Genomic DNA, 25,149 nt, shown 5'->3' with positions numbered 1-25,149 from the left:
TTACTTAAATTCACTCATAAGTTTATTGTAGTCTTTAAGCATCAGACTAAATTTATCTCGCAAAGCAGTAGGACTTAGTACAACCATATCTGGAAACCAACGTTTAAACAGCATCACTATCATATCATCGCTAGTGATCTCATAGCTGATCTTTATCCAGCCTTCTCGCATTCGCCGATGATCTTTTGTGAGCGAAAAAAACGCTTTTGCTTAAAGTATTTTGCTACGTTTGGCGAGACTGCGACGATACATTCATAAGCCTTTTGTCTGTATCCATCCATAAATGTTTCACTATTTCTAACGAAATTCTCGGTATAGTCATCGATATAAAATGAACTTTTTTTGATTGTCACGTCTTTGACAAAACATAACCTAAGCACCTTATATCCGTTGTTTTGGTTAGTATCGCAAAGCGTCGCTAGTTGCCAATTGCCCTTAGAATAAATAATCTTTAAAATCTTGACATTTTTTAGCTCTTCATCTTCATAAGTCAAATCGCAATATCTTCTAAATTTAATAGCCTTTTGTATCAGTCCAAAGATACGTAAATTCGGGCTTTGCTCATGCGGACTACCTTTTATCAAAAACACGCTTGCTAACTCTTTTGTGAGTTTAGCATCTACTTTTTTGTGAGTTTGAGGCATAAACTTAGCAAAACCCGGGTTGATAATGTGGAGCATATCTATGAGTTTTTCACTCTCATCTTGCTGTTCATTTGGCATAACAAAGCGTTTGAAAAGTTCTTTATTTTTGCAGATATATGAGCCTTGAGAAATACTAAAAATAGCATTTTCCCCAAAAAAACTCACGCAAATCCCCAAGATATCTTCTGATAGTTCGATCGCTTAGACCACTTTTTAAGGCGTAATTTTTCACTACGACCTCACGACCAGAAGTCAGCTCGTCTAAAAGTTCTAAAATCTCAAAGATCTTTTTATTTTTCATCGCTTTGCCTTAAATTTAGCCTAATTCTACCACAATCCTAGAACTTTCCACCAAATTCCACCGATTATTATCCATATACCAAGATTTATCAGAGTAATGATAAAACCAAGTCGCCACCACTCATTTTGCGTATTATATCCAGCGCCAAATATAATAGGAGCTGGTGCACCACCATAATGAGTAACTGGCATCATCAAATTTGATGCGTATGCAAAGACAAGAGCTACAAACACAGCGTCTGCTCCAGCAGCTATAGCTACAGCTCCAAACGTCGCATACATCGCGGTAATATGCGCAGTCAAACTAGCAAAAAAATAATGAGTAAAAACATAAACAAGAACCAAAATTCCCATTACCAAAGTCCAGCTAAGCCCACCCATAGTACCGCTCATCCATGAGGCAAACCAAGTCACAAAGCCCAGCTTAGAAAGCCCACCGGCTAAAGTTATCAAAGAACCCATCCAAATAAGCGTATCCCAAGCGCCCTTTTCACCTATAAAATCATTCCATTCAAGTACGCCAAAAACAAGCATAACACCGACTGCTATCATACTCACAGTAGTAGCATTAAGCCATGTGATGCTTCCAGTAGCTCACAATATCAAAGCTCCGATAAATACGCCTATCATCACAATCTCGTTTTTTTGAAGCGAGCCTAGTTTAGCTAGCTCAGCTCTAGCTATCTCTTTACCTTGTGGATAGTCTTTGATCTGTGGTGGGTAAATTTTATAAAGTACATAAAGTATCACCGCCAAAGAAACAAGCGCTGGTACTATGGCTCCCATAGCCCAAAGCCCCCATGAGATCTCCACACCAAAAGTAGTTAGCGCTAAGCTAGCTATGAGTGGATTGCCCGCCATTGATGTGAGAAACATACCGTTTGTTACAGCGTTTCCTTGCCAAAGTGTCTGCATAAAAACGCACCAGCTTTTTTACGAGTTTCACCCTGCTCTGAGCCTAAGGCGCTAGATAAGGATTTGACTATAGGAAAAAGTATTCCACCTGCTCTTGCACCGCTACTTGGCATAGCTGGAGAGATGACCGCGTCGCTTATGATGATAGAATATCCAAGTTTTAGCGTGCTATCACCTAATATACTTATGATCTTATAAGCTATGCGTTTGCCAAGACCTGTTTTGATAAATCCTCTAGCTATCATGAACGCACACACAATGAGCCAAATAGTAGTGCTAGCATATCCACTGAGCGCTTCAGAAGGCTTCATAACGTTTGTCAAAATCGCTACTGTTACACCAAAAAAAGCAACCACTCCTATAGGAAGCGGCTGAAAAATAAGCCCTAAGATAGTCGCTAAAACGATAGCAAAAAGATGCCACGCCTGAGCACTGACTGCGTCTGGATGAGGCAAAAACCACACAAGCACACCGATAGCTATGACTACTAAGCCTTTTATAAATTTGCTTTTCATATCCAACCCTTTTTAAATTTAACTAAATTTAGGTATAAACCTAACCAAATAAACTTATCCTAAGATATCCTTGCTAGCTGCTACTACTCTATCGACAAACTCAGCGCTTAAACCAACGTATTTTTCTGGCTGCATAATCTCTTCAAGATCAGCCCTTGTAAAATGCTTAGCCACTTCTTCACGCTCTAAAAGATCATCTATCACAGGCTTACCATCAGTGAAAGCTTTCATACATACTTCATAAACTATCTCGTGAGCCGATAAACGACCGAGTTTTTCGCCAAGATGTAGCATCACAGCTTCACTTAGCATCGCTCCTTTGAGCTTGTTTAGATTTTCTTTCATATGTTCTGGATAAACGATCAAATTTTCTAAGACGTCATTTGTGCTTTTAAGAGCGTTTGCTAGATAGATAGATGCTTTTGGTACGCAGTCCCACTCTACTAGCTCACAACCCCAGTCGCGTTCATTTTCACATCCCATGACTTCTACTGCAAGTGGAGCTTGAGATCGCACGATGCGAGACTGAGCGATGATACCCTCGCAAACTTGCGGATTTCTTTTGTGTGGCATCGTAGAGCTTCCTACTTTTCCCATAAAAAAGGCTCTTCGACTTCGCAAATTTCAGTTCTTTGCAAGCTCAAAATCTCTCTTGCGATCCTACCTAAAGTACCAGCTATGATAGCTAGCACACTGACGTACTCAGCGATATGATCTCTGCTTGGATGCCATGATATTACTGGTTGATTCAAACCCAGATCAGCCATCATAAGGCGTTGCATTTCAAGTCCTTTGCCCTCTTGAGAAGCTAGAGTTCCTACTGCTCCACTGAGTTGTCCTACAAATAGTCTTGGTTTTATCTCTTCTAGTCTATCTAGACTGCGGCGAATCTCTTGCGCCCACATAGCAGTTTTAAATCCAAAAGTTATAGGCAAAGCGTGTATCACGTGAGTTCTACCAGCCATAACTGTATTTTTGTATTTTTCAGATATTTCAATGCAGTGAGCATAAGAAGCAGTAAGAAGCTTAGTAATGAGCGCGTGAGCTTCACGGATCTGAAGTATAAGTCCATTATCCATGATATCTTGACTTGTAGCGCCCCAATGTACGAACTCACCACTATCATCATCAAAGGCCTTTTTAAAAACTCTAAGAAGAGGAACTATAGTGATCGAACTCTTATATCCCTCACCGATTTCATCTAAATTTAGAAGTTCGGCTTTTGCAAATTTAGTGATCTACTCTGCTCTTTGCTCGGTGATGATACCTAGTTTTGCTTGAGCTCTAGCAAGAGCCGCTTCGGTGTCTAGCCATTTTTGAGTTCTATTTTCATCACTGAAGATCTTATTCATCTCTTTGCTTGCAAAAAGCACGCCAAAAACTCTACTATCTATAGTACTTGAAGCCATTTTGTTCTCCTCAAATTTAATTTGTAATGAAATTTTAGTCACTCTTATGGTCAAATTTTGTCCGTTTTAAATTTGATTTATATTTTTAATCCAAATAGATAAAAATGCGAGATATTGTGAGATATAAAGATAAGAGATAAAAAATTATCTAGTAAAAGAAATTTAATAGTCTAAAAAAAGGAGTTATTTTTTTACTATGTAGAGCCACTCAGTAACGTGTAAGTTTCTTTTTGATAGATTTCTACTTCCCCTAAAAGCGTTGTATTTTTGCTCTTTTAGTTCGGTTTTGCCTATCTTTTTTAGATTTTGTAAAAACTCATCTTTGCTTATAAAACCTTCGTTATTAAATGATATCAAAAGATATTTTGATTTTAAAGCACGCAAAAGATCAAAAAAAGCTTCCGCTGCTAGTGATTTTTTGTTATAAATGCTTCTATTCCAGTCTTTTGGTATGCCGCTGACTTTACTGATCTCTATAGGTCTTTCGTACTTTGCTATTAAATTTAGCATAAAATAGTTTGAGCCGTATGGATGCTGATTATACGGAGGATCGAGATAGACGACATCCACGTTATCCATATCTTTTGCAAACTCCATAGCGTCTTTTTGCGTGACTTCAAAGTCGCATTTGAAATTTGACAATACCGGTTTTTGAAGTTCTATATTTTTAGTTATCCGACAAAGCGCATTTCTTCCAGCTCCGCCAAACTGTCCTATTCCGCTTTTATCTTTATAAAAGCCTTTAAAAACTCCGCTTGTGTTTGTATGATTACTAGCTAGATATAAAAGTGGAGCTAAAAAATAAGCTTGCAACCCACTAGGAAGTTTATCGATCGCTTTACGCATCGTATCAATGTAAAGTGCGTTTCGTTTTGTGAAAAATACCCTATCGTCTTTTGTGATGTTATCTTCATCTTTTGCTGAGTAAAGCTCTGTTATAAACCCGCTTTCAAACTCGGAAATTCCGCTTAATTTATCAAAATAAAAATTTATATCTTTTTTCAAATTTAGAGTTAAATTCGACAAATAGCACTCATTGATTATTTTTGAATAAAACTCCAAATCATTTGCGAAGATCTTACTACTGTGAGATTTTGCTAGCCTTGAGACTATACCAGATCCACTAAAAAGATCTACGAAACTTATCTTATTTTTATTAAGACCGTCTTTTGCGAATTTTAGTCCGTCTTCGATAAACCCAAGCAAGGATCGCTTATTTCCAATATATGTTATAAGCTGATCTCTTAAAAATGCTTGATCCTGCCTCAATTACTGATTTCCTTGATATCTGCGATACGTAAAAACGCTTTATAGATCTGACCGATTAGAGCCTTGCGGTTTGCTTTGATACTCTCATTTTCGTGGTTTATCATCACGCTATCAAAGAATTTATCGATGTCTGGTTTTAGTCCAAAAAGACTCTCAAGATAATCTTTTGCATTCTCTTCATCTAAATTTAAACTTTTAAATTTAGAGTTTAGTTCTTTTTCACTTTCCTCTTCAAAGAGCGCTTCATTTACAGTACAAATCTCAGCGTCTTTTATGATATTTGCAAGTCTTTTAAATGTAGAAAAACTCTCTTTAAAATCATCTTTTTTACAAATTTCGTTTAAAGCTAAAATATTTAAATTTAACTTTTTGATGTCGCTCTCACCGCTATTTATACAAGCTTTGACAACTGAAGGATTAGCATCTTGCATAGAGTAAAGTCTATCGTATATAAAGTTTTCAAGCAAGCTTATATCAAATTCTTTATAATTTGATTTTATAGCATTTAAAACAGTTTTAACATCAAAATTTATACCTAAGTTTAAAACTATCTTGATAATACCACTAGCAGCCCTTCTAAGCGCGTAAGGATCCTTTGTGCCACTAGGTATTTTATTTATACTAAAAAGCCCCATAAGCGTGTCTAGCTTATTTGAGACTGCAACTATGCTAGCAAACAAAGTTCTAGGGCATTTGCTTCCTTCCCCACTTGGTAGATACTGCTCCCTAAGCGCTTCTACGATAAAAGGATTTTCTCTTCTGTAAGCTGCGTAATAAGCGCCCATAATGCCTTGTAAATTCGTAAATTCATAAACCATACCAGTAGTTAGATCTGCTTTAGAAAGCATCACAGCGCGATCAAGCTCGTGTTCATAGTCGCCATCAAACTCGATCTTTAATTCTTTATCATAAAATCCACTTAAAGTCCTTGCGACAAATCGCTCACGAATTTCTTTATCATACATACTTCCAAGTTCGTTTAAATACGATATTTGTTTTAGTTTTTCACTACTAAACTCAGCAGCTAGATCACTCTCCCAAAAGAATTTAGCATCGCTAAGACGAGCTCTTAGTACTTTTTCATTTCCTTTTACAATGAGTGTTTTATCATCACTTAAAGCATTGCTTACCACTACAAAATGATTGCTTAACTTTTCATTTTTATCATGAAGTGGAAAATAACGTTGATTTTCTTTCATCGAAGTGATGATGACTTCAGAAGGAACCTCCAAAAACTCTTTTTCAAAAGTGCCAAGTAGAGCCGTTGGAAACTCTGTTATGGCTACAACTTCGTCTAAAAGCTCAAAGTCAAGCTCTATCTTAAGACCGCTTGAGGCTTCTATCTCTTTAAATTCGCTAAGTATTTTAGCTTTTCTATCCGTGCTTTTAAGCATAATACCAAATTTAGGTAGAAGCTCAAAGTACTCGTCTATGGTATTAAATTTAATAAGTTCATACCCATATCTTCTATGAGGATAGAACGCCTTATCGCTTTTCACTCCCATTAACTCACACTCAACGCTTTCATTATCAAGCATACAGATGAGCGAGCGGATCGGGCGAATAAACTCATATTCGCCGCTTCCCCAGCGCATAGACTTTCCAAAATTTAAAGAACTTACAAATTTAGAGATCATTTCTGGTAAAAGTTCGCTTGCAAGCTTTCCTTTTTGAACACTTTTATAGTATAAAACCTCTTTACCTTTTATATCTTTAAACTCAAGCTTGGCTTCGCTTATCCCACATTTATTAGCAAAACTTTTTGCAGCTGCACTCCAAGTTCCATTTTGAAGTGCTACAGCTTTTGGAGCACCTATAAACTCTGCTTCTATATCTTTTGAAAACTCAGGGATCTCACCGCTTATCATCAGTCTTCTAGGCGTAAATTCGAACTCAAATTTAGACTCAAGCCCGTAAACGTCCAGCAAACTTTTCCATTTTGGAACTATATTTTTTAACTCTTTTAAAAAAGGAATCGCCGGCAGTTCTTCTACGCCGATCTCAATCAATAATCTCATTTTTCATCTCCATTTTTCGTTATAAATACAAATAGCTTTATAGCACTAAAACTTACTTATCTTTTTTATTTTCTTCGTTTTGCTTTGCTTCTTTTCTTTTAGCTATTATCTCATCTCTAATGCGGTTTTTTTCCATCATCTGACGGTTAAATCCTACCACAAAAACAAACACAAACAAAACTATCAAAATCCACATTAAAAAATTCAAAAAATCACTCAACTATAAGCTCCTTTTGCCCACGGTAGCTCCAAACTAAAACATTTTTAAAGTCATAGATACCATCTTTTAAACTTCTAAATTTACTATAAACTTTAAATTTTTGCGAGTTTATGTACGCATAACCATCTTTTAATTCTAGACTTATAGAGTGCAAGACATCTCCGCTCCTAGCCATACTTAAATCACTAGAGCTAAGCATAAAATCTTTTAGGTTCTCATAAGCTCCGGTTTGAACGCTATTTATATCGAAATTCGTGATTTCGAGATTTCCTTTATACTCTTTTGTTTCAAAAACGCTCATATCGATTTTTGTGCCAAGAGGAAGTTTTTTATCCGTAAAAACATAAATTCCACGTCTATTTTCATCACTTAGAACAAAGCCTTTATCATCACGGTAAATCAAAACACCGATTATCCTTGAAGGTTCGTTGCTAGGTTTATAAATTTCATTTATATTTTTTAATTGTAAATTTTGCATTTTTTGTTCATCTGAGATAACAACATAAATCGGATAATGATCTGAGGCGCTGCTTTTATCATAAACGCTAAAACTATTTTTTTTATATATCAGATCACCGCCACTAAAAAAATCATTACTAAGCATTATATGATCTATAGCGCTCCCTCTTACATGGGACTTTCTTTGCCAAGAATTCATGAATTCCCACATATTTTTAAACTCACCATTCAAGTCATTTAGCAAAAAGCCATATCCAAAATCACTATTTAGATCGCCTAAGATTACAGCGTGTTTTTTGCCTTTAGCGGCGTTTATTAACGTATCTGCTGCTATCTTTCTATATTTTAAACTATTTTTTTGTGCGGGTAAATGAGCCGTAAAGAGCTTTATATTTTCTTTGGCAAACGCTATTTCTATCATTAAAATCGGTCTTGTTTTTACACCATTTACGTTAAATATTTTACTACTTACAATAGGCTTTTTAGACAAAAAACCAAGTCCAAATGGTGAATTTTTATCGCTCAGGGCGAATTTGAAATATTTATAGCCTGATTTGATAGCTAAGTCTTTTAAAACTCCCTCATTTTCTATCTCTTGAAGTGCAATAACATCGGCATTTATGGATTTTATAACATTACTGATTTGGTTTAGTTTATGAGAATATTTAGCGTTATTCCATTTACCGTTTCTAAAATCTTTATATTCGTTACCATTTTGTGTGCCATCAAATAAATTTTCAGTGTTAAAAGTAGCGATTTTAAGCTCAGCGCAAAATGCAAACACACACATAAAAAGTATGATCAAAACTCGCAAATCTCATCCCTAAAATCAAATTCATCTATATTTTGGCGAATAGCTTCATAAGTCACTATACCTACACTTGTTGCTAAATTTAGACTTCTACCATCATTTGTCATAGGTATGGTTATGCGGTTTTCTTTATTTAAACGCATAAGATCAAGTGGCAATCCGCTCGTTTCAGAACCAAAAAATATAAAATCTCCTTTTTGAAATTTGGCATTGAAATAAAGCTGATTTGTCTTTGTCGTAGCGAAAAAAAATCTATCTTTAAATTTAGTATTTATACTTAAAAACTGCTCCAAACTATCCCAGATTTTTGGATCTAGTTTAGCCCAGTAATCAAGCCCAGCACGGCGTAAATGTTTATCATCTATCTCAAATCCCAAAGGCTTAATGATGTGTAGTTTACAGCCTGAATTTACACACATTCTTCCGATACTTCCTGTGTTTGTATGGATCTGCGGATTTACTAAAACTATATTAAACATCTAAAAAATCACCGTTTTGTTTTCATGTACAAAAACGCGCTCGTCAAAAACAAGATCTAAAGCATTGCTAAGTACTACTTTTTCGACATTTCTTCCAGCTCTTTGCATATCTTTCCAAGTCATTTCGTGATTTACCCTTATAACGTCTTGAGTGATGATAGGTCCTTCATCTAAGTCATCAGTCACGAAATGAGCGGTCGCTCCGATGATCTTTACTCCTCGCTCAAAAGCTTGTTTATATGGATTTGCGCCGATAAAAGCAGGTAAAAACGAATGGTGGATATTTATGATTTTCTTAGGAAAATTCGATACAAAAAAAGGACTTAAAATTCGCATATATTTTGCTAAAACCATATAATCAAATTTATACTTTTTAAGCACTTCTAAAACCGCATTTTCATGCTCCTCTCTACTAAGATTTTCAGCGCTTACCAAGTTAAATGGAATGTCAAATTTTTCTACTAAAGGCTTAAGCGTATCGTGATTTGCTACTACGCAAACTATGTTAGCATTTAGCTCGCCACTACTATGTTTGATGAGTAGATCGCCTAAGCAGTGATTTTCTTTTGTAGCTAAAATTGCAATATCTTTTTTTCTGATCTCTTCACAAAAAATACGCGCATCACGCGGTAAAAATGCGCTTAAAGTATTTTTGAATTCATCTAAATTTACATCGCCTACTATAACAGCACGCATATAAAAACGCTCATTCTCGTGATCGACGAATTCGCTTGTACTCACATAGTTTAGCCCGTTTTTAAATACTATCTCGCTAACTCTTAGTATGAGACCTTTTTCATCATTGCAATCAATCTTTAAAATATAATCCACAACCGCTCCAAAAATTTAAAAAAATTGGATAGATTATACAGTTTTTTTGCTTAAAAGTTAAACTATGAAAATAGATATCAAGCATAATATTAGTATAACTACTATCTATATCGCAGATGACAATTCTCCTCTTTTTTAAAAGGAGAATTGATGAAATTTTATATCAAAATTTATATGTAAAAGTTAAATTTATCTGTTGTAAATCTGTAGTAGCTAGATCGTCTTTATCTTCGTTTGTCATTGCATAACCTAAATTCGCATTTAAGTTTTTAGTGATCAAATACCCAAGCCATAGGTTAAATTCGTCTTTTCTAAAATTTCCAGCTTTTCCAGAAAGATCATTTGACTCATCATAAGTAGTAATACCATAAAGAACACCTACGCTAAAGTCTCCAAACGACTTATTTAGTCCGGCATAGTATGTTTTAGCGCCTTTTAAATACATTTGATCGCCTTCTTCAAACGGAATAATGATCTCGCCTGCCATATAGTTAAATCTAGCATCGCTGTCTATACCGACAAATCCAATATAAGGAGTAAAGCCATTATAAGTTGTACTTAACATTATGTCTATAAGACTTGAATCTTTTGACGAATCTTTTTTATCTTTATTAAAAGCATAATGAACTCTTAAAGAAGACTCTGCAAATTTTAAATTTATCTTTGCACCATAGATATCTCTAATATTTGGGGCAGTAAAATCATATACGCTAGCCGATATATACTCATTTATCTTATGAGTCAAATCCGCTTTATAAACACCATCATTATCATTTGTTTCGACTAAAGGTCTATAGTCTCTAGCATACACTCTACCATACTTATAAGAGTAAATCGCATCTAACGTAGTATCTCCAAAACTAGCTCCTACTCTTATGGCATCATGCGTTTTATTGATCCAATCAGTCGATATGAACTGTCTACCGGCTATCACGGAAAAACTATTTATATTATATTTTAAAAATATCTCTTCAAAATCTACATTTCTATTTTTACCATTTTTATAAAATCTCTCAGCAGAATCTCCATAACCAGTATAATGCATCTCATCGTCTCCGCCTTCAAATAAGGTTTTGTAGCCTCTAAATTTAATAGTAGAAGTTATGTTTTTCCATTCCAATGTTTCATATTTTAATGCGACAGAGCCGACAGCATAATTAGTATTAGAATAATAATTATTCCACAAACTAAGTTCTTTATCTTGTTTTCTCATTTCGTATGTTGCAGCTACTTCGCCACTAGCCTTACCTCCGCTAAGAGCTTCTGCTAAACTATTTGCGCTTATATCACTACACAACGACAACACTACTACCGCAGATAAACTTTTTAAGTTTTTCATCAGTTCTCCTTTTTTTGAAATATCGAAATGTTAGCAATAAAAAATCGAATAAAAATCTACTACCATGCATATAAAATTTAAGATATAAAGAAATCTTTTTTAGCGATTTTTTTGCTACATTTTTTTGTTATCGTTTCATCATAACTTTAATAAGGATCAAAAAAATGCAAAATTCAAGACGAGACTTTTTAAAAAAAGGAGTATTAGGAACGGCTGCCCTTATGGCGAACGGCTCTTTAAGTAGTATTAGTGCAAAAGAGCTTTTAAACAGAACAGAGCTTATCCCACATGCTTCGCATTTTGGACCATTTTATGCTCACGTAAGAGAAGGGCAAATAGTAGATATATCATCTCAACTAGACTCTGATGCAAATCCTACTGTTATGGTTCAAGCCTTAAGCGATAGAACAACTACAAACTCAAGAGTAAAATATCCAGTTGTTAGAAAAAGTTATTTAGAAGGCAAAAGAATAGGAGAGCTAAGAGGATCTGAAGAATTTGTTAGAGTATCGTGGGATAAAGCTTTGGACTTGGTGGCTGATGCTATAAAAACAGCCCAACAAAAAGGCGGTAATCAAGCATTATATAATTCTGCTTATAGCGGATGGTCGCACCCTGGGGCATTTAAACCAAATGCATTGGCTGGAAGATTTTTTAATCTTATAGGTGGAGCCGTAGGAACTGCTGGAGAATACTCAAACGGAGCTGCTGGACCAACAAATCCTATTGTAGTAGGAGATATGGAAGTTTATTCTATACAAACCGCTCATGAACAGATCATCAAAAATACAAAAGTTATGGTTCTTTGGGGAACAGATCTTTATAAAACAAATACAGTAGGCTGGTCTGTACCAAACAACAGACACATTGACGCTTACGAAGAGTATAAAAAAGCCGGAATCAAATTTATATCCATAGATCCTATTTATACTAGAACTGCTCAGGAATTTAAAGCCAAATGGATAAAAATAAGACCAGGATCTGACGTAGCGCTAATGCTTGGTATGATGAATTATCTGTATAAATCAAAAAAATACGATAAAGAATTTATAAAAAAATATACTTATGGATTTGATAAATTTCTGCCATATCTATTAGGTAAAAATGACAAAATAGACAAAAATACAAAATGGGCTTCTAAGCTAACAGAGATACCTGCTAAGCAGATAGAAGAATTAGCAGACGTTATGGTAAAAAATAGAACTTTTATAGCAGGCAATTGGGCTATGCAAAGAGCTCATCACGGCGAACAAGTCGATTGGGCACTTATAACTTTAGCTTCTATGATTGGACAAATCGGACTAGCTGGCGGAGGATTTGGCTTTTCTATGCACTATGAAGGCGGTGGGGACGCAGCTTCTGGTAAGATAACGGTTGGAGGTATGAGTCAAGGATCTGGAAATACTGTAAATTTAAATATCCCAGCATCAAGAATGAGTGATCTTATAAATAATCCAGGTAAAACGATTACGTTTAAAGGCACACAAATAACCTATCCTAAAGTCGAATTTATGCTATGTACTGGTAGCTCTCCTATAGGACATCAACCAGACGTAAATGAGCTTATAAAAGCTATGAAAAAACTAGATACTGTAGTAACGATTGATCCATGGTGGACTCCGACTGCAAAAATGTCAGATATAGTCTTACCAGCAACAACTACTTTAGAAAGAAACGATATAACATCTGGTATGTCGTACTCAAATGATAGAATTTTTGCTATGAAACAAGTCATTTCGCCTAGATACGAATCCAAAGACGATTATGAAATTTTTGCAAATCTTGCAAAAAGATTTGATAAAGAACAAAAATTTACAAGAGGAAGAACCACTATGGAGTGGATCCAAAGATTTTATGCCAGATCTTATGCTGCAAGAGAATTAAATATATCTTTTGAAGAATTCTGGAAAAAAGGTGTTGTAAAATATGATATCCCAGATGAAGCAAGACAATACGTCAGACATGAAGAATTTAGAAAAGATCCATTAGCAAATCCTCTAAAAACAGAAACAGGCAAAATTCAAATCTACTCTGATAAATTTGCAAGTTTTGGATATAAAGACTTTGTAGGGCATCCCATCTGGATAGAACCTGCTGAATGGCTCGGCAATGAAAAACTAGTTAAAAAATACCCGCTTCACCTACTTTCACCACATCCTACATATAGAGTTCATTCGCAGCTTGATAACACTTGGGTGCAAAATGCTCATAAAGTTCAAGGTAGAGAACCTATAAGGATATCACCTGAAGATGCTGCTAAATTTGACATAAAAGATGGAGAGGTAGTTGAGGTTTATAACGACAGAGGTAGCATACTTGCTGGAGTAGTAATAACAAAAACCATAAGGCAAGGCGTCGTAGCTATAGAAGAAGGCGCATGGTATTCTCCAGAAGATCCAAAAGCAGATAACTCAAGATGCAATTCTGGACAAGTAAATGTTTTGACCTCATCAAGACCGTCTTCGTCAATGGCACAAGCAACTACTGCAAACACTTGCTTAGTATCGATAAAAAAAGTAAGCTCAATCTCGCCAAATAATGCATATCAGCCACCAGTAATAATAGGAGCATAATAATGAAAAAGACACTAATCATAAAATTAATTTTATCCGGGATACTTATATCAACAGTAAGCTCAAATGATATATTTTATATTTTTCAAGATACAAAGATAAAATCCGACAATGAAAAAATAGCAAATATATATTTAGGCGTTCCAGTAAAACTTACAAAAGATTTAGGGGATAAAGCTAAAATAGCGATAAATGGTTTTATAGATGGTAAAAACGTATATTCTACTAAAAATAAAGAACTGCTAATAGCAACATTAGAAGATGGGTTTAAACCAAACAATAAACAAGAAAATGAAGTAGAGTTAGTCGGTATCATAGATAAGCAGTACCTGACAAAAGACAGCAAAGAAGTATGGGAAGAACATGAAGAGTTCTTTTTTGACATGTGCACCCAGTGTCATGCCGCACAAGATGTAAAGCATCATACAATGGTTGAATGGGAAGCGCTATTTCTACCTATGAAAGACTTTGCAAAGCTTGACGAAGCAGAATCAAAATATCTTTTGAGATATTTAAAATCAAACGCATCAAACGGACTAAGTAATGATCTTAACTAAATTTTGATATACTTTCTTAAGTAAAAGAGTTATTATGAACGGTAAAATGTTAGATAAATTACAAACACTAAAAGTTCTTTACGCAGAAGACGAAGAAGGCATAAGAAAAAATATCGCTGATAGCTTGAGATACTACGTCAAAGAAGTCTTTGAGACTTCTAATGGCGATGAAGCTTATCGGATTTACCAAGATAAAGCCCCAGATATCATACTGAGCGATATTCATATGCCTATACTAAATGGTATCGAGCTTGTAAAAAAAATAAGAGAGCAAGATAGAAAAACTCCTATCATAATGATAACGGCTCATATAGACAAAAAATATCTTATGGACGCCGTTGAGTTACATATGGAAAAATATCTAGTAAAACCTATCGACTTAGATATTTTGCTGCAAACTTTAGAAAAATGCGTTAGCATATTAGATATAAATAATATAGTGAAATTAGAAGTAGATAAAGATTACTCTTATGACTTTGACAAGAAAGAGCTTTATTATAAAAATAAGTCTATAAATTTAAATAAAAAAGAGATGTTATTTTTTGAAGTGCTGATTAAAAACCAAAGAAAAATAACAACGTATGAAGAACTTCAAAGTAGAGTTTGGGATGCAGATATTATGACAGATAGCGCTCTAAGGTCGCTTGTTAGAAATTTAAGAAAAAAGTTACCAACAGATATAATAATAAATATATCTGGTTTGGGATATCGCTTTGCTTAAATTCATAGCATTATTTTTTAGTTATTTTCTATGGCTAAACGCATTTTCTTGGGCAAGTGATTTATCTTACTTAGTAAATGAATTTGAGTATAGAGACGATACAACAAAAGACAATAAAGCAAAGCAACTTCATCCAAACTCACATATCAATATATTTTTACCTTCTATTCCGTATTCATACATTGCAAAATCCACAAATGCTGGTCTTATACGCTCTTATGACAATGAACAAGGTTGGGTTTATGATCTAGCAAAAAGTCATAAAAGAGTTGATGAGTTTACATATATATTTGAACTAAGAAAAAATCTTAAATTCCAAAATGGAACCGATTTTAGTATAGACGATGCCATATATAATCTTAATTTTTTCAAAAAAAATCCATTTTTATATACGAATATAGATAAGATCGATTTTGAAGTGTATAAATTAGATGAAACACATTTAAAAATCATATTGAAGCAACCTTATGAGATGTTTTTAACAGATCTTGCAAGAGTATATTTTTATACTAAAGAATACATTGAAAAATACAATCCAATCGGAGAAGAAACCGGAACTGCAAATAGAGCTGCTGGTGCTTTTGGAATGGGTCCGTATATCATAAAAAGTGGATACGCAAGAGGAGATAGGCATACTGATAAAATCGAACTTGAAGCAAATCCATTTTACTGGAACAAAGAGTATCCAAAGATTAGATATATAACAGTATATACGCAACTTAGTATAAAGCAAGCTATGGATGATATAACTAAATTTGAAGGTAAATTAGATCTAGCACCTATACCTTTTAACAAAAAATTAGATGTTATCACGTCAAAATACGCTAAATTAATAGTCTCGAAATCAACCGATAATATAACAATATTTTTTAATCTCATAAATGGCAATAAAAAACTTCTAAATAAAGATGTAAGAATAGCTTTAAATCAGGCATTAAACCGTAAAAATTTACTAAAATTTGTTTATAAAAATGAAGGTAAAATATCTCCATTTACAGCTTCTATAAACTATAAAGTAGTAGAAGAGATCGCGAAAGAAGAGTCTATAAAAGAAGACATCTTCTCAAAACAAAAACTAAATTCCTTGTTAAATGGACTAATTTTAGAAGTATTTACTCAAGATAGATTTTTATTTTTATTAAAAGGTATAGAATACCAACTAAAAGAGTACGGAGTTAAATTTAACTATAAAATCACATCAAGCGAAAAAGATATTTATAAACAACTTTTAACAACTAGTTCAAATAAAAACAGACAAAAATGGGATCTGCTCATCTGGGGAAATGATGACTGGTATTATCAAAATCCATGGACTGTCTTTTTTATATATGAAAACAACAGTGTCTGGTCAACCATACCACCAGATCCAATTATGCAAAACTATATCGATAAATTTTTTATCACAAAAACAAATAGTGACGAGTATAAAAAGGTAGTTAAAAATATATTACTAAGAGCTAGAGCCAAAGCATATACGCTAAGAGTCCCTTCTCCTAACAAAATAATAGCCGTAAATAAAGAAGTGATTTTTAAACCATATCAAGGAGGCATTATACCTTTATGGGAGATAGAGATAAGCAACGACCACTGGTCTATTAGAAAGGATAAACACTATCCAGACAAGCTAAAAAGACCTATCAAACCAAAAAGATATACACATGATTAAATTTATAAAAAATATAAGCATAAAAACTAAACTTGGCATATTGTTTTTTATCTTACTTATTTCAATAAGTATTTTAGGCTATAAAACAATATATATAAGCAAAGACAATCAAATCATACTAAGAGATGTACATAGCAAATCACAAGCTGTTTTATCTCTTCAAAACAACATCATAACTCCACTTTACAATCTAAGACAATTAAGTCATTCTTTAGTAATGGCGCCAAACCAAGATATAAGAAAAAATATACAGCTAGAAATAGACGAGATCATCAAACACTTAAATGCAAATTTTAACGACGTCAAACGATATAACTACGAAATTTACGAAATTTGGAATAATTACAAAAATCTCTTTTATCAGACTAAAGAATATTTAGATGACGAGTTTGAAGAAGGTGCATATATCAACATCACTACCGTAGCAAAAAAACAGTTTGATATACTTATGGATAGGCTCTTAAATTTACAAAGAAAATCATTAAACAACTCAACTATCGCATATAACGACGCAGTTACAAAAACAAAAGAAATCAAATTTGAGATAATTATCAGCATAATGCTCATTCTTATCTTTTCTGTTTTTATAAACTGGCTTATTTCAAATAATATCATAAGCTCAATATCTTTGGTACAAAATGGATTGAACGATTTTTTTAAATATTTAAATGATAAAAAAACTCAAGTAAATAAAATAGAGTTATCATGCAACGACGAATTTAAACAAATGGCAACGATAATAAACAAAAATATCCTATATATCAGCAATAATATTGAACAAAATGAAGCCTTAATAAAAAATGCAACAAAAATATTAGAAAATCTAAAAAGTGGAAATTTAGGAACTAGATTGTATGAAAACACAAACGATAAATCACTAAACGAACTAAAAAATATGATAAATGATATGATCGATAACCTAGAAAAACGTATCAATAAAGAGATAAAACAACGTTTAGCACAAGAACAACTTTTAGTACAACAAAGCAAATTAGCAGCAATGGGTGAAATGATAGGAAATATCGCTCATCAGTGGAGACAACCGTTAGCGGAAATTTCTGCTATTCATATGAATATGAAAGTTACTTATGATTTTAACAAATTTGATAAAAAATACCTAAATGAAAAAATCAAAGAAGCTAATAAACTTACTGCTTATATGTCTCAAACGATAACTGATTTTCAAAATTTCTTTAAACCAAGAGGCGAAAAAGAGATATTTTCTGTTCAAAACGCATGCAAAGAAGCAGCAAAAATCATAGAATCTTCTCTAAGATATCATGAAATAAGTTTGAAATTTAACACGATAAAAGATACAAATATTTTAGGATATAAAAATGAATACTCTCAAGTAATACTAAATATTTTAAGCAATGCAAAAGACATAATCATAGAACGAAAAATTAAATTCCCAAGAATAAATATAGAGATCAAAGAAGGCAATAATTACTCCATAGTAAAAATCTCAGATAATGCCGGAGGTATAGCCGAAAAAATATTAGATAAAATTTTTGAGCCATACTTTACCACCAGATATAAAACCCAAGGAACTGGGATCGGACTATATATGTCAAAAAACATTATAGAAAGAAACATGTACGGATTCATAAATGTTAAAAACACCGATGAAGGCGCACTTTTTACTATAAAAGTTTTAAAGATCGAGCCTAAAAGCACTCATAAAGCATAAGTTGCCTGATCTTACGACTCATTTATCTTTATCATTTGTCTCAATGTTTTTTCCGCGTCCGATCTTAGTGATTCATCGCTTTTTAGTAAGTTGTTTAGCGCCTCACCATTTTCTATATGATTTTGTATATTCATAAGTGTATTTGCTAGGCTTTGAAGCGTGATCTTTTCCATATTAAAACAAGGTGATTTGGCAAGCGGGATTATAAATTTATCTGGATTTTGCAAGGCTAGTCTATTTACGAAATTTAGCTCAGTACCTATCGCCCATTTTGAGCCTGGTTTTGCATTTGAAACCGTTTTATAGATGAAATCCGTAGAACCTACAAAGTTCGATTTTGCCACGACGTCTTCTTTGCATTCTGGATGGACTATGATATTTATATCATTAAATTTAGCCTTGATGTCATCTATGTGTTCTACTTTAAATCTCTGGTGAGCGTGACAGTATCCATCATACAAAAACATTTTTACGTCTTTTATATCGCAGTTTAGCCTCAAGCTCATATCTCTAGAAAAAACCGCCATTTGCTCACGTGCTATACCCAGCTTGTTTGCACAGTTGCAAGCTAGATGCAGATCAGGATAGAAAAATACCGGACGACCTTGATCTAAGAAGTATGATATAATTTTTTTAGCATTTGAGCTAGTACAAACTGAACCATCAAATTTACCGCAAACTGCTTTTGAGTCTATGAGTGAGTTCATATAAACTATAGGAGCTACATTTTTACCGCTCATTTTATTTATCTTAGTGATGATAGCTTCTGCTTTATCGCCGCTTATCATATCGGCCATAGGACAGCCGGCGCTAGTTTCTGGTATGAGTACTTTTTGAGTATTTTTAGCTAGTAAAGCCGCACTTTGAGCCATAAAATACACTCCGCAAAGCACGATGAACTCGGCGTCGCCTTTTGAACACTCCACGGCTAATTTATACGAATCCCCAACTAAATTCGCATATTTTACTATCTCATCTTTTTGGTAGTGATGGGCCGCTATTATTATTTTATCACCATATTTAGATAATATATTTTCTATTTTTTCGTCTAAATTCATATAAACTCCTTTTTCAAAGAAAAATCAAAAGCTTTCACACAGTGAGTCAGCTCGCCAAAAGAGATAGCATCTATACCGCAGTTTGCAACCTCTTTTATCCTTTGGAAGCTCATATTTCCAGATGCCTCTACAAAAACTTTTTTAGATATTATCTTGACTGCTTCGCTCATCATATCCAAGCTCATATTATCTAACATAATAATGTCGATATCCAAGCTCAAAGCCTCTCTTACTTCATCTAAATTTCTAGTTTCTACTTCTATTTTAAATTTATTTCCGTATTTTTGTCTTACTTTAGTAACTGCGTTTGTAATGCCGCCTGCAGCGTCTATATGGTTGTCTTTTATCAAAACCATATCAAAAAGCCCTATCCGATGATTTTCACCGCCACCGCATTTTACGGCGTATTTTGCTAACATTCTATATCCAGGTAGTGTTTTTCTAGTATCTAATATCTTTACTGCGCCATTAGCCTCTTTTACGAAAAGCGAAGTTTTTGTCGCTATAGCGCAGAGATAACTTATGAAATTTATAGCTATTCTTTCAGCTTGTAAAATGCTAGTAACCCTCCCAGATATTTTAGCTATAGCGTTACCATAAGCTATATCATCTCCATCATAAAAGTATGTTTCTACTTTGATTTTGCTATCTATAAATTTAAAAACTTTTGTAAAGATATCCATACCACAAAGCACACCATTATCTTTGCTAATAAGGATAAATTCATCCTCTTGCGAGCCAAAAATCGCCAGACTTGTAATGTCGCCTTGATCGTTTAGATCTTCTTTAAGAGCCAATCTTATAAGTTCATTTATATTTTCATTCATAGTATTATTATATATAAAAACAATACGAATTTCAATCCAAATTTAAAAAATATGGGTAAAATACACCCTTTTTAAAAGGATAAATTTATGCTGGAAAGTATTATAAATTTTTTAGTCGATCTAGTCGCGGACTGGGGATATATAGGTATATTTTTACTTATGGCGCTTGAGAGTAGTTTTTTTCCATTTCCTAGTGAAGTAGTGATGATACCAGCTGGTTATCTAGTTTTTAAAGGCGATATGAATATGTTTTTAGCATTTTTATCAGGAGCTTCGGGAAGCCTTTTTGGAGCACTGTTTAATTATTATCTATGTTACTTTTTTGGACGTCCTTTTATAGAAAAATACGGTAAATTTGTCGGCATAACTGAAGAAAAAATGAGAAAATTTGAAACATTTTTTGAAAAATACGGCGAGATATCGACTTTTAATTGCCGCTTACTTCCTGGAATTCGTCAGTACATCAGCCTACCTGCTGGACTTGCTAAAATGAATATATTTAGATTTTCACTGCTTACGACTCTAGGAGCTGGAATTTGGGTTGCTATACTTATGGCTATCGGATATATACTTGGAGATCAAGAAGAGCTTATAAAAGAGTATCTGCATATCATAACCATAGCTCTGATATTTGTAGTATTTTTTATAACAGCAGTCTATCTTTATATCAAAAAAAAGGAAAAATAATTTTTTTCTTAATATAAAAAACAAATGCTTCAAAATTTTCACCGTAAAATAGCCATTTGAGGCTATTTTACCTTTGATATATGGGTCATATTTTCAAATTTTCGCCGAAAACTCATACGAGTTTTCTATTGCGTTAAATTTGTTTGCTATTCCAAATTTTAGCCGACTTTTCATCTACAAGATAAAAAGTCTATTGCGAAAATTTTCTTTTTATCCCAAATTCTTTTAATATCTTAGCTTGTACTTTAAACCACTCTTTAAGCCGCATTACTGGATATCCAGCGTATTGTTCGCCACCAAGTAAGTCTTTCGTCACTCCTGCGCGACCTGCGACTTGTGCAAAGTCGCCTATACTAAGATGCCCAGCAGTCGCACTTTGTCCGCCCATGACTACATTGCGACCTAGTTTGCTACTTCCTGCAAGACCTACTTGAGAAACTATGATACAACCAAATCCAAGCTCACAATTATGACCTATTTGAACTAGATTATCTATTTTTGAGTAGCGTTTTACGATAGTTGGTTCAAAAACTCCACGATCTATAGTTGTGCAAGCTCCGATCTCTACGTCATCTTCTATCTCTACCCAACCGTTATGGTATATTTTGATATGCTCTCCAAGCTTTGTGTGCGCAAAGCCAAAACCATCACTCCCTATAACACAATTCGCATTTAGATGACAACGACTGCCAACTTTTGAGTTATTATAGATGACTACGTTTGGATGGATTATGCTCTCATCTCCTATCGTGACATTATCGCCTATATATGCTCCAGCCATAACTACCGCATTTTTACCTATCTTAGCATTGCTTCCTATATAGACATTTGGCATTATCTTTGCAGTGCTATCTATGGTAGACTCTACTTTTGGATAAAAAAGCGGTTTAGAAAACGGCTTTGATAGCAAAGCAAAAGCAAGATGAGGATTTTCTACTATTACGGCTCTACTTTTAACTAAATTTGCCAGATCTTTGGTCACTAAAATAGCTCCAGCTCTACTCTCTTCTATAAATTTAGCGTTTTTTGGACTATCACAGTAGCTAAGCTCATTTTCATTTGCACGTCCAAGCGAATTTAAAGCCAAAATTTCAATATCAGCTCCACTAAATTCCAAGCACAAAAATTTATAAATTTCACTTAATTTCATCAAATTTCCATCATCACAGATCCACTTCTTACTATCTGAACTGGATTATATTTTTTCATAACTTTTATAAAGCAGTCTATCCTGCTAGCATTATCACACGCCATAACTATGATGTAGTTTTCATTTGCATTTGCAACGCTTCCGTTGTATGATTTTAGTATCGCGTCAAGTCCGCTAAAGTCCTCAGACAATGAAATTTTTACCAAAACCATCTCTTTTTCGATAAACTCACCACTATCTATGACTTTATATGTAGGTATGAGTTTATGAAGCTGTTTAACTATCTGTTCAAAAACCCTCTCATCACCGCTAGTTACGATATTTACTCTTGAAAACTCACTTTCTGGGATAGGAGCAACCGTAAGCGAGTCGATGTTGTATCCACGCCCTGAAAATAGCCCGACGATACGGCTCAAAACACCGTGTTCATTTAAAACTATAGCTGATATAACTCTTCTCATCTCTTACTCCAAAATCATATTATAGATCGCAGCGCCTGCTGGAACCATCGGTAAAACGTTTTCAAATCTATCTATCTTTACTTCTATAACGCTAACAGTATCGCTTTTTAAAGCTGTTTGCAAGGCTTTTTTAAATTCGTCTTTTGTTTCTACGCTAAATCCTATCCCGCCAAAGCCTTCGCAGACTTTTACAAAATCAGGCTGCAACTCAAGATCCGTATTTGAGTAACGTCCACCGTAAAAAAATGTTTGCCACTGACGAACCATTCCCAAAAAGTTGTTATTTAAAACTATATTTATAACTCTTTTTTTATTAGCGCTCAAAGTCATAAGCTCTTGAACATTCATAAGAAATCCACCGTCCCCGCTTACTGCGATGACTGGCTTATCACTTCCAAACGCAGCGCCCATAGCAGAAGGTAGACCAAAGCCCATAGTGCCTAATCCACCGCTTGTAAGAAGCTGCCTTGGATGATTAAACGGATAAAACTGCGCAACCCACATTTGGTGCTGCCCGACGTCTGTTGCTATGATAGCATCATCCCCTACTATACTAGCTATATTTTGTATTACCCACTGCGGTTTTAGTACCTCATCACTATCTTTAAAACCAAGCGGATGAAGATTTTCGTAGATTTTTATCTGATCTCTCCACGAAGCGAAATTCGCAGGATCTAGATCTATTTTGCTATTTAGTTCTATCATAACGTTTTTTAGATCTCCGACTATAGGAAACTCAGCATTTACTATCTTACCGATACTACTTGGATCTATATCTACGTGTATGACTTTAGCGTTTTTGCCAAATTCACTAAGCTTGCCAGTTACCCTATCATCAAATCTTGCGCCCAAACAGATGATAAGATCAGCTTCGCTAAGAGCCATATTTGCAGCGTAACTTCCGTGCATTCCTACCATACCTAAATTTAGTTCATCATCGCTTCTTAAAACTCCAAGAGCCATAAGCGTCTCTACTGCTGGTATCTTTGTTTTTGATAGAAATTTTCTTATCTCATCACTTGAATTGCTACTTATAGCTCCACCGCCTATATATGCTATAGGTTTTTTTGATTTTGCTATGGCGTCACAGGCTTTTTTGATCTGATTTGGATGACCTTTGGTATTTGGTTTATACGTTTGCATCTTTATCTCATCAGGGTATTTAAACTCGCCTATTGCAGCAGTAACGTCTTTTGGTATATCTACATGCACAGGTCCTGGTCTACCAGACCTTGCTATATAAAAAGCTTGTTTTAGCACAAGCGGAAGCTCATCTACTGTCTTAACTAAAAAATTATGTTTTACACAAGGACGTGAAATGCCCACTGCATCTATCTCTTGAAAGGCGTCTGTACCTATGAGCGGCAATGCGACTTGACCGCTTATGAGCACCAGTGGAATCGAATCAGCATAAGCAGTAGCAAGCCCTGTAACAGCATTTGTAAAACCAGGACCACTTGTAACAAAAGCAACACCTACTTTTCCTGTAACTCTAGCATATCCATCAGCTGCATGAACTGCTGCTTGTTCGTGACGAGTAAGTATATGAGTAAAATAATTTTGCTTATAAGTCTCATCATATATATTTAAAGCCGCTCCCCCGGGATAGCCAAAAACAACGCTAACTCCTTCGTGCTTTAATGCTTCACTGATCATCTGTGAACCATTTAATTTTTTCATCATTCCACCTTTGTATAAAAATGCTAAAATTATAACGTTAGTTTAGTTAAGTAAAATTAAAAGAGTATAAAAATATAAGATAAAGCACTAAATTTATAGTAGTAAATGTGTGTTTTTTACACATTTACTAAATAAATTAGGTCATATACAAGAAATCAAAAAGGCCAGATAGCTTCCAAAAGACTTGTTCCCCACGGTTTTTTTGTAGCTCGTTGTATCTCACCCTCTGTTTTATAGAGAATTTTAGCATCAGCTATGTATTTTGACTCTATCTCATTTTTTTGGCTGATATCATAAGGTCTTATAACTCCACTTATTTGTATGATCTGTTTTTCATTATTTACAAGAAGTTCTTTACTACCTTCTATAAAATAATTTCCGTTATTTAAAACTTTTATGATCCTAGCTGAAATAGTCGTATTAAATGCTTCATTTCTGCTATTACTACCGCTTCCACTGTATTTATTTGAGCTGCCACCGCTAAATCCTATACCGGCTATTTTATTTACGTCTCTTAAAGGTCCGCTAAGCGGTGAGCCCTCTGGCGTAGTAAATGCTCCGCCGTTTAAAGATATAGTACTATCTTTTTCAGTAGCTTTATTTGCCTTTGATGTTTGGCTTGTAGTTTCTTCTATGACTATAGTTACTATATCATTGACATTCATAGCTTTTCTATCTGAAAATAACGGATTATCCCCTCTACCAAACAGACTTCCTGGATTACTTTGCCCAAGTCCGTTCTCCCTTGATGGTAGCTCTTCGACATAAACAGGAGGTTGCATAGATATCTTCGGATCGGTTCCCGTAGCACAACCTGCAAACACAGACAAAATTGAAATAAAAATATATTTTGTTTTCATAATATACCTT

General features: G+C 34.3%; 25 protein-coding genes and 1 pseudogene. 6 read left to right on the top strand and 20 right to left on the bottom strand.

Annotation, left to right across the window (positions count from 1 at the left end):
* The 14 genes and pseudogenes from CHHT_RS03790 to CHHT_RS03735 form a co-directional block, all read right to left on the bottom strand.
* Positions 1-171: a WYL domain-containing protein gene (locus CHHT_RS03790; protein ID WP_141079403.1), complete on the bottom strand. Its 171-nt coding sequence runs from the start codon at positions 169-171 to the stop codon at positions 1-3.
* Complete coding sequence (locus CHHT_RS03785) at positions 153-809, bottom strand: WYL domain-containing protein (RefSeq protein WP_051663801.1); 657 nt, start codon at positions 807-809, stop codon at positions 153-155. The genes CHHT_RS03790 and CHHT_RS03785 overlap by 19 nt, the downstream gene beginning before the upstream one ends.
* On the bottom strand, positions 778-945 hold the full coding sequence (locus tag CHHT_RS03780) for a hypothetical protein (RefSeq protein WP_159428473.1): 168 nt from the start codon (positions 943-945) through the stop codon (positions 778-780). Before CHHT_RS03780 ends, CHHT_RS03785 begins: the two co-directional genes overlap by 32 nt.
* Positions 946-971: 26 nt before the next feature.
* Positions 972-2,374: pseudogene (locus CHHT_RS03775) on the bottom strand (DASS family sodium-coupled anion symporter).
* Between the two features lie 54 nt (positions 2,375-2,428).
* Complete coding sequence (locus CHHT_RS09130) at positions 2,429-2,971, bottom strand: lyase family protein (protein ID WP_252903526.1); 543 nt, start codon at positions 2,969-2,971, stop codon at positions 2,429-2,431.
* Entirely contained in the window at positions 2,959-3,453 is a 495-nt protein-coding gene (locus CHHT_RS09125) for a lyase family protein (protein WP_250637044.1), read from the bottom strand. Before CHHT_RS09125 ends, CHHT_RS09130 begins: the two co-directional genes overlap by 13 nt.
* Before the next feature lie 159 nt (positions 3,454-3,612).
* Positions 3,613-3,783: a hypothetical protein gene (locus CHHT_RS09120; RefSeq protein WP_232051104.1), complete on the bottom strand. Its 171-nt coding sequence runs from the start codon at positions 3,781-3,783 to the stop codon at positions 3,613-3,615.
* Positions 3,784-3,966: 183 nt separating this feature from the next.
* Complete coding sequence (locus CHHT_RS03765; protein ID WP_034963751.1) at positions 3,967-5,052, bottom strand: DNA adenine methylase; 1,086 nt, start codon at positions 5,050-5,052, stop codon at positions 3,967-3,969.
* A complete protein-coding gene (gene glyS / locus CHHT_RS03760; RefSeq protein ID WP_034963749.1) occupies positions 5,049-7,070 on the bottom strand; it encodes a glycine--tRNA ligase subunit beta in 2,022 nt (673 codons plus the stop codon). The genes CHHT_RS03765 and glyS overlap by 4 nt, the downstream gene beginning before the upstream one ends.
* Before the next feature lie 52 nt (positions 7,071-7,122).
* Positions 7,123-7,278 carry a hypothetical protein gene (locus tag CHHT_RS03755; RefSeq protein WP_370510340.1) on the bottom strand — a complete coding sequence of 52 codons (156 nt, stop codon included), beginning with the start codon at positions 7,276-7,278 and terminating at the stop codon, positions 7,123-7,125.
* 4 nt (positions 7,279-7,282) lie between these two features.
* Complete coding sequence (locus CHHT_RS03750; RefSeq protein WP_034963747.1) at positions 7,283-8,563, bottom strand: endonuclease/exonuclease/phosphatase family protein; 1,281 nt, start codon at positions 8,561-8,563, stop codon at positions 7,283-7,285.
* Positions 8,551-9,039, bottom strand: a complete 489-nt coding sequence (locus CHHT_RS03745; protein ID WP_034963745.1) for a tRNA (cytidine(34)-2'-O)-methyltransferase — start codon at positions 9,037-9,039, stop codon at positions 8,551-8,553. Before CHHT_RS03745 ends, CHHT_RS03750 begins: the two co-directional genes overlap by 13 nt.
* On the bottom strand, positions 9,040-9,870 hold the full coding sequence (gene purU, locus CHHT_RS03740) for a formyltetrahydrofolate deformylase (RefSeq protein ID WP_034963743.1): 831 nt from the start codon (positions 9,868-9,870) through the stop codon (positions 9,040-9,042). It lies immediately after the preceding gene.
* A gap of 163 nt (positions 9,871-10,033) precedes the next feature.
* Positions 10,034-11,209, bottom strand: a complete 1,176-nt coding sequence (locus tag CHHT_RS03735; RefSeq protein WP_034963741.1) for an Opr family porin — start codon at positions 11,207-11,209, stop codon at positions 10,034-10,036.
* 164 nt (positions 11,210-11,373) lie between these two features.
* Here CHHT_RS03735 and CHHT_RS03730 point away from each other — a divergent pair, with 164 nt between their 5' ends.
* Genes CHHT_RS03730 through CHHT_RS03710 form a run of 5 tightly spaced genes read left to right on the top strand, consistent with a single transcriptional unit; the run spans position 11,374 to position 18,416 of the window.
* The gene (locus CHHT_RS03730; protein WP_034963740.1) at positions 11,374-13,782 is read left to right on the top strand and encodes a molybdopterin-dependent oxidoreductase; all 2,409 of its coding nucleotides are present in this window, start codon (positions 11,374-11,376) and stop codon (positions 13,780-13,782) included.
* Positions 13,783-13,784: 2 nt separating this feature from the next.
* A complete protein-coding gene (locus CHHT_RS03725; protein WP_034963738.1) occupies positions 13,785-14,339 on the top strand; it encodes a hypothetical protein in 555 nt (184 codons plus the stop codon).
* A gap of 34 nt (positions 14,340-14,373) precedes the next feature.
* On the top strand, positions 14,374-15,060 hold the full coding sequence (locus CHHT_RS03720) for a response regulator transcription factor (RefSeq protein ID WP_059431614.1): 687 nt from the start codon (positions 14,374-14,376) through the stop codon (positions 15,058-15,060).
* Positions 15,053-16,726 carry an ABC transporter substrate-binding protein gene (locus tag CHHT_RS03715; protein ID WP_051663800.1) on the top strand — a complete coding sequence of 558 codons (1,674 nt, stop codon included), beginning with the start codon at positions 15,053-15,055 and terminating at the stop codon, positions 16,724-16,726. The genes CHHT_RS03720 and CHHT_RS03715 overlap by 8 nt, the downstream gene beginning before the upstream one ends.
* Complete coding sequence (locus CHHT_RS03710; protein ID WP_051663799.1) at positions 16,719-18,416, top strand: sensor histidine kinase; 1,698 nt, start codon at positions 16,719-16,721, stop codon at positions 18,414-18,416. The genes CHHT_RS03715 and CHHT_RS03710 overlap by 8 nt, the downstream gene beginning before the upstream one ends.
* 11 nt (positions 18,417-18,427) lie before the next feature.
* Here CHHT_RS03710 and CHHT_RS03705 read toward each other — a convergent pair whose 3' ends face one another.
* Positions 18,428-19,474, bottom strand: a complete 1,047-nt coding sequence (locus tag CHHT_RS03705; protein WP_034963736.1) for a quinolinate synthase — start codon at positions 19,472-19,474, stop codon at positions 18,428-18,430.
* Positions 19,471-20,301, bottom strand: a complete 831-nt coding sequence (gene nadC, locus CHHT_RS03700) for a carboxylating nicotinate-nucleotide diphosphorylase (RefSeq protein ID WP_034963734.1) — start codon at positions 20,299-20,301, stop codon at positions 19,471-19,473. Before nadC ends, CHHT_RS03705 begins: the two co-directional genes overlap by 4 nt.
* An 87-nt stretch (positions 20,302-20,388) precedes the next feature.
* On the opposite strand from nadC, the gene CHHT_RS03695 reads away from it, so the two are divergent.
* The gene (locus CHHT_RS03695) at positions 20,389-20,988 is read left to right on the top strand and encodes a DedA family protein (protein ID WP_034963732.1); all 600 of its coding nucleotides are present in this window, start codon (positions 20,389-20,391) and stop codon (positions 20,986-20,988) included.
* Between the two features lie 190 nt (positions 20,989-21,178).
* Here the strand turns inward: CHHT_RS03695 and lpxD are convergent, their stop codons facing one another.
* From lpxD to flgH, 4 genes are all read right to left on the bottom strand, one after another.
* The gene (lpxD, locus tag CHHT_RS03690) at positions 21,179-22,138 is read right to left on the bottom strand and encodes a UDP-3-O-(3-hydroxymyristoyl)glucosamine N-acyltransferase (protein WP_034963730.1); all 960 of its coding nucleotides are present in this window, start codon (positions 22,136-22,138) and stop codon (positions 21,179-21,181) included.
* Positions 22,138-22,599: an acetolactate synthase small subunit gene (ilvN, locus tag CHHT_RS03685; protein WP_034963729.1), complete on the bottom strand. Its 462-nt coding sequence runs from the start codon at positions 22,597-22,599 to the stop codon at positions 22,138-22,140. The genes lpxD and ilvN overlap by 1 nt, the downstream gene beginning before the upstream one ends.
* A gap of 3 nt (positions 22,600-22,602) precedes the next feature.
* Positions 22,603-24,279, bottom strand: coding sequence for an acetolactate synthase large subunit (locus tag CHHT_RS03680; RefSeq protein ID WP_034963727.1), 1,677 nt, complete (start codon positions 24,277-24,279; stop codon positions 22,603-22,605).
* Between the two features lie 155 nt (positions 24,280-24,434).
* Positions 24,435-25,139, bottom strand: coding sequence for a flagellar basal body L-ring protein FlgH (gene flgH / locus CHHT_RS03675; RefSeq protein WP_034963725.1), 705 nt, complete (start codon positions 25,137-25,139; stop codon positions 24,435-24,437).
* Positions 25,140-25,149 lie beyond the last annotated feature (10 nt).

This window comes from Campylobacter hyointestinalis subsp. hyointestinalis (genome assembly GCF_013372145.1).
Lineage (GTDB): Bacteria > Campylobacterota > Campylobacteria > Campylobacterales > Campylobacteraceae > Campylobacter > Campylobacter hyointestinalis.
This window is presented reverse-complemented; position numbering and strand designations above follow the sequence as displayed.

What these genes read in the sequence shown, in the direction of transcription:
- lpxD (WP_034963730.1), bottom strand. Translation starts at nt 22,138, where the DNA reads ATGAAATTAAGTGAAATTTATAAATTTTTGTGCTTGGAATTTAGTGGA.
- CHHT_RS09125 (WP_250637044.1), bottom strand. Translation starts at nt 3,453, where the DNA reads ATGGATAATGGACTTATACTTCAGATCCGTGAAGCTCACGCGCTCATT.
- CHHT_RS03695 (WP_034963732.1), top strand. Translation starts at nt 20,389, where the DNA reads ATGCTGGAAAGTATTATAAATTTTTTAGTCGATCTAGTCGCGGACTGG.
- CHHT_RS09120 (WP_232051104.1), bottom strand. Translation starts at nt 3,783, where the DNA reads ATGGCTTCAAGTACTATAGATAGTAGAGTTTTTGGCGTGCTTTTTGCA.
- CHHT_RS03730 (WP_034963740.1), top strand. Translation starts at nt 11,374, where the DNA reads ATGCAAAATTCAAGACGAGACTTTTTAAAAAAAGGAGTATTAGGAACG.
- CHHT_RS03735 (WP_034963741.1), bottom strand. Translation starts at nt 11,209, where the DNA reads ATGAAAAACTTAAAAAGTTTATCTGCGGTAGTAGTGTTGTCGTTGTGT.
- flgH (WP_034963725.1), bottom strand. Translation starts at nt 25,139, where the DNA reads ATGAAAACAAAATATATTTTTATTTCAATTTTGTCTGTGTTTGCAGGT.
- ilvN (WP_034963729.1), bottom strand. Translation starts at nt 22,599, where the DNA reads ATGAGAAGAGTTATATCAGCTATAGTTTTAAATGAACACGGTGTTTTG.
- CHHT_RS03705 (WP_034963736.1), bottom strand. Translation starts at nt 19,474, where the DNA reads ATGAATTTAGACGAAAAAATAGAAAATATATTATCTAAATATGGTGAT.
- glyS (WP_034963749.1), bottom strand. Translation starts at nt 7,070, where the DNA reads ATGAGATTATTGATTGAGATCGGCGTAGAAGAACTGCCGGCGATTCCT.
- CHHT_RS09130 (WP_252903526.1), bottom strand. Translation starts at nt 2,971, where the DNA reads ATGGGAAAAGTAGGAAGCTCTACGATGCCACACAAAAGAAATCCGCAA.
- CHHT_RS03790 (WP_141079403.1), bottom strand. Translation starts at nt 171, where the DNA reads ATGCGAGAAGGCTGGATAAAGATCAGCTATGAGATCACTAGCGATGAT.
- CHHT_RS03680 (WP_034963727.1), bottom strand. Translation starts at nt 24,279, where the DNA reads ATGAAAAAATTAAATGGTTCACAGATGATCAGTGAAGCATTAAAGCAC.
- CHHT_RS03745 (WP_034963745.1), bottom strand. Translation starts at nt 9,039, where the DNA reads ATGTTTAATATAGTTTTAGTAAATCCGCAGATCCATACAAACACAGGA.
- CHHT_RS03780 (WP_159428473.1), bottom strand. Translation starts at nt 945, where the DNA reads ATGAAAAATAAAAAGATCTTTGAGATTTTAGAACTTTTAGACGAGCTG.
- CHHT_RS03710 (WP_051663799.1), top strand. Translation starts at nt 16,719, where the DNA reads ATGATTAAATTTATAAAAAATATAAGCATAAAAACTAAACTTGGCATA.
- CHHT_RS03725 (WP_034963738.1), top strand. Translation starts at nt 13,785, where the DNA reads ATGAAAAAGACACTAATCATAAAATTAATTTTATCCGGGATACTTATA.
- CHHT_RS03720 (WP_059431614.1), top strand. Translation starts at nt 14,374, where the DNA reads ATGAACGGTAAAATGTTAGATAAATTACAAACACTAAAAGTTCTTTAC.
- nadC (WP_034963734.1), bottom strand. Translation starts at nt 20,301, where the DNA reads ATGAATGAAAATATAAATGAACTTATAAGATTGGCTCTTAAAGAAGAT.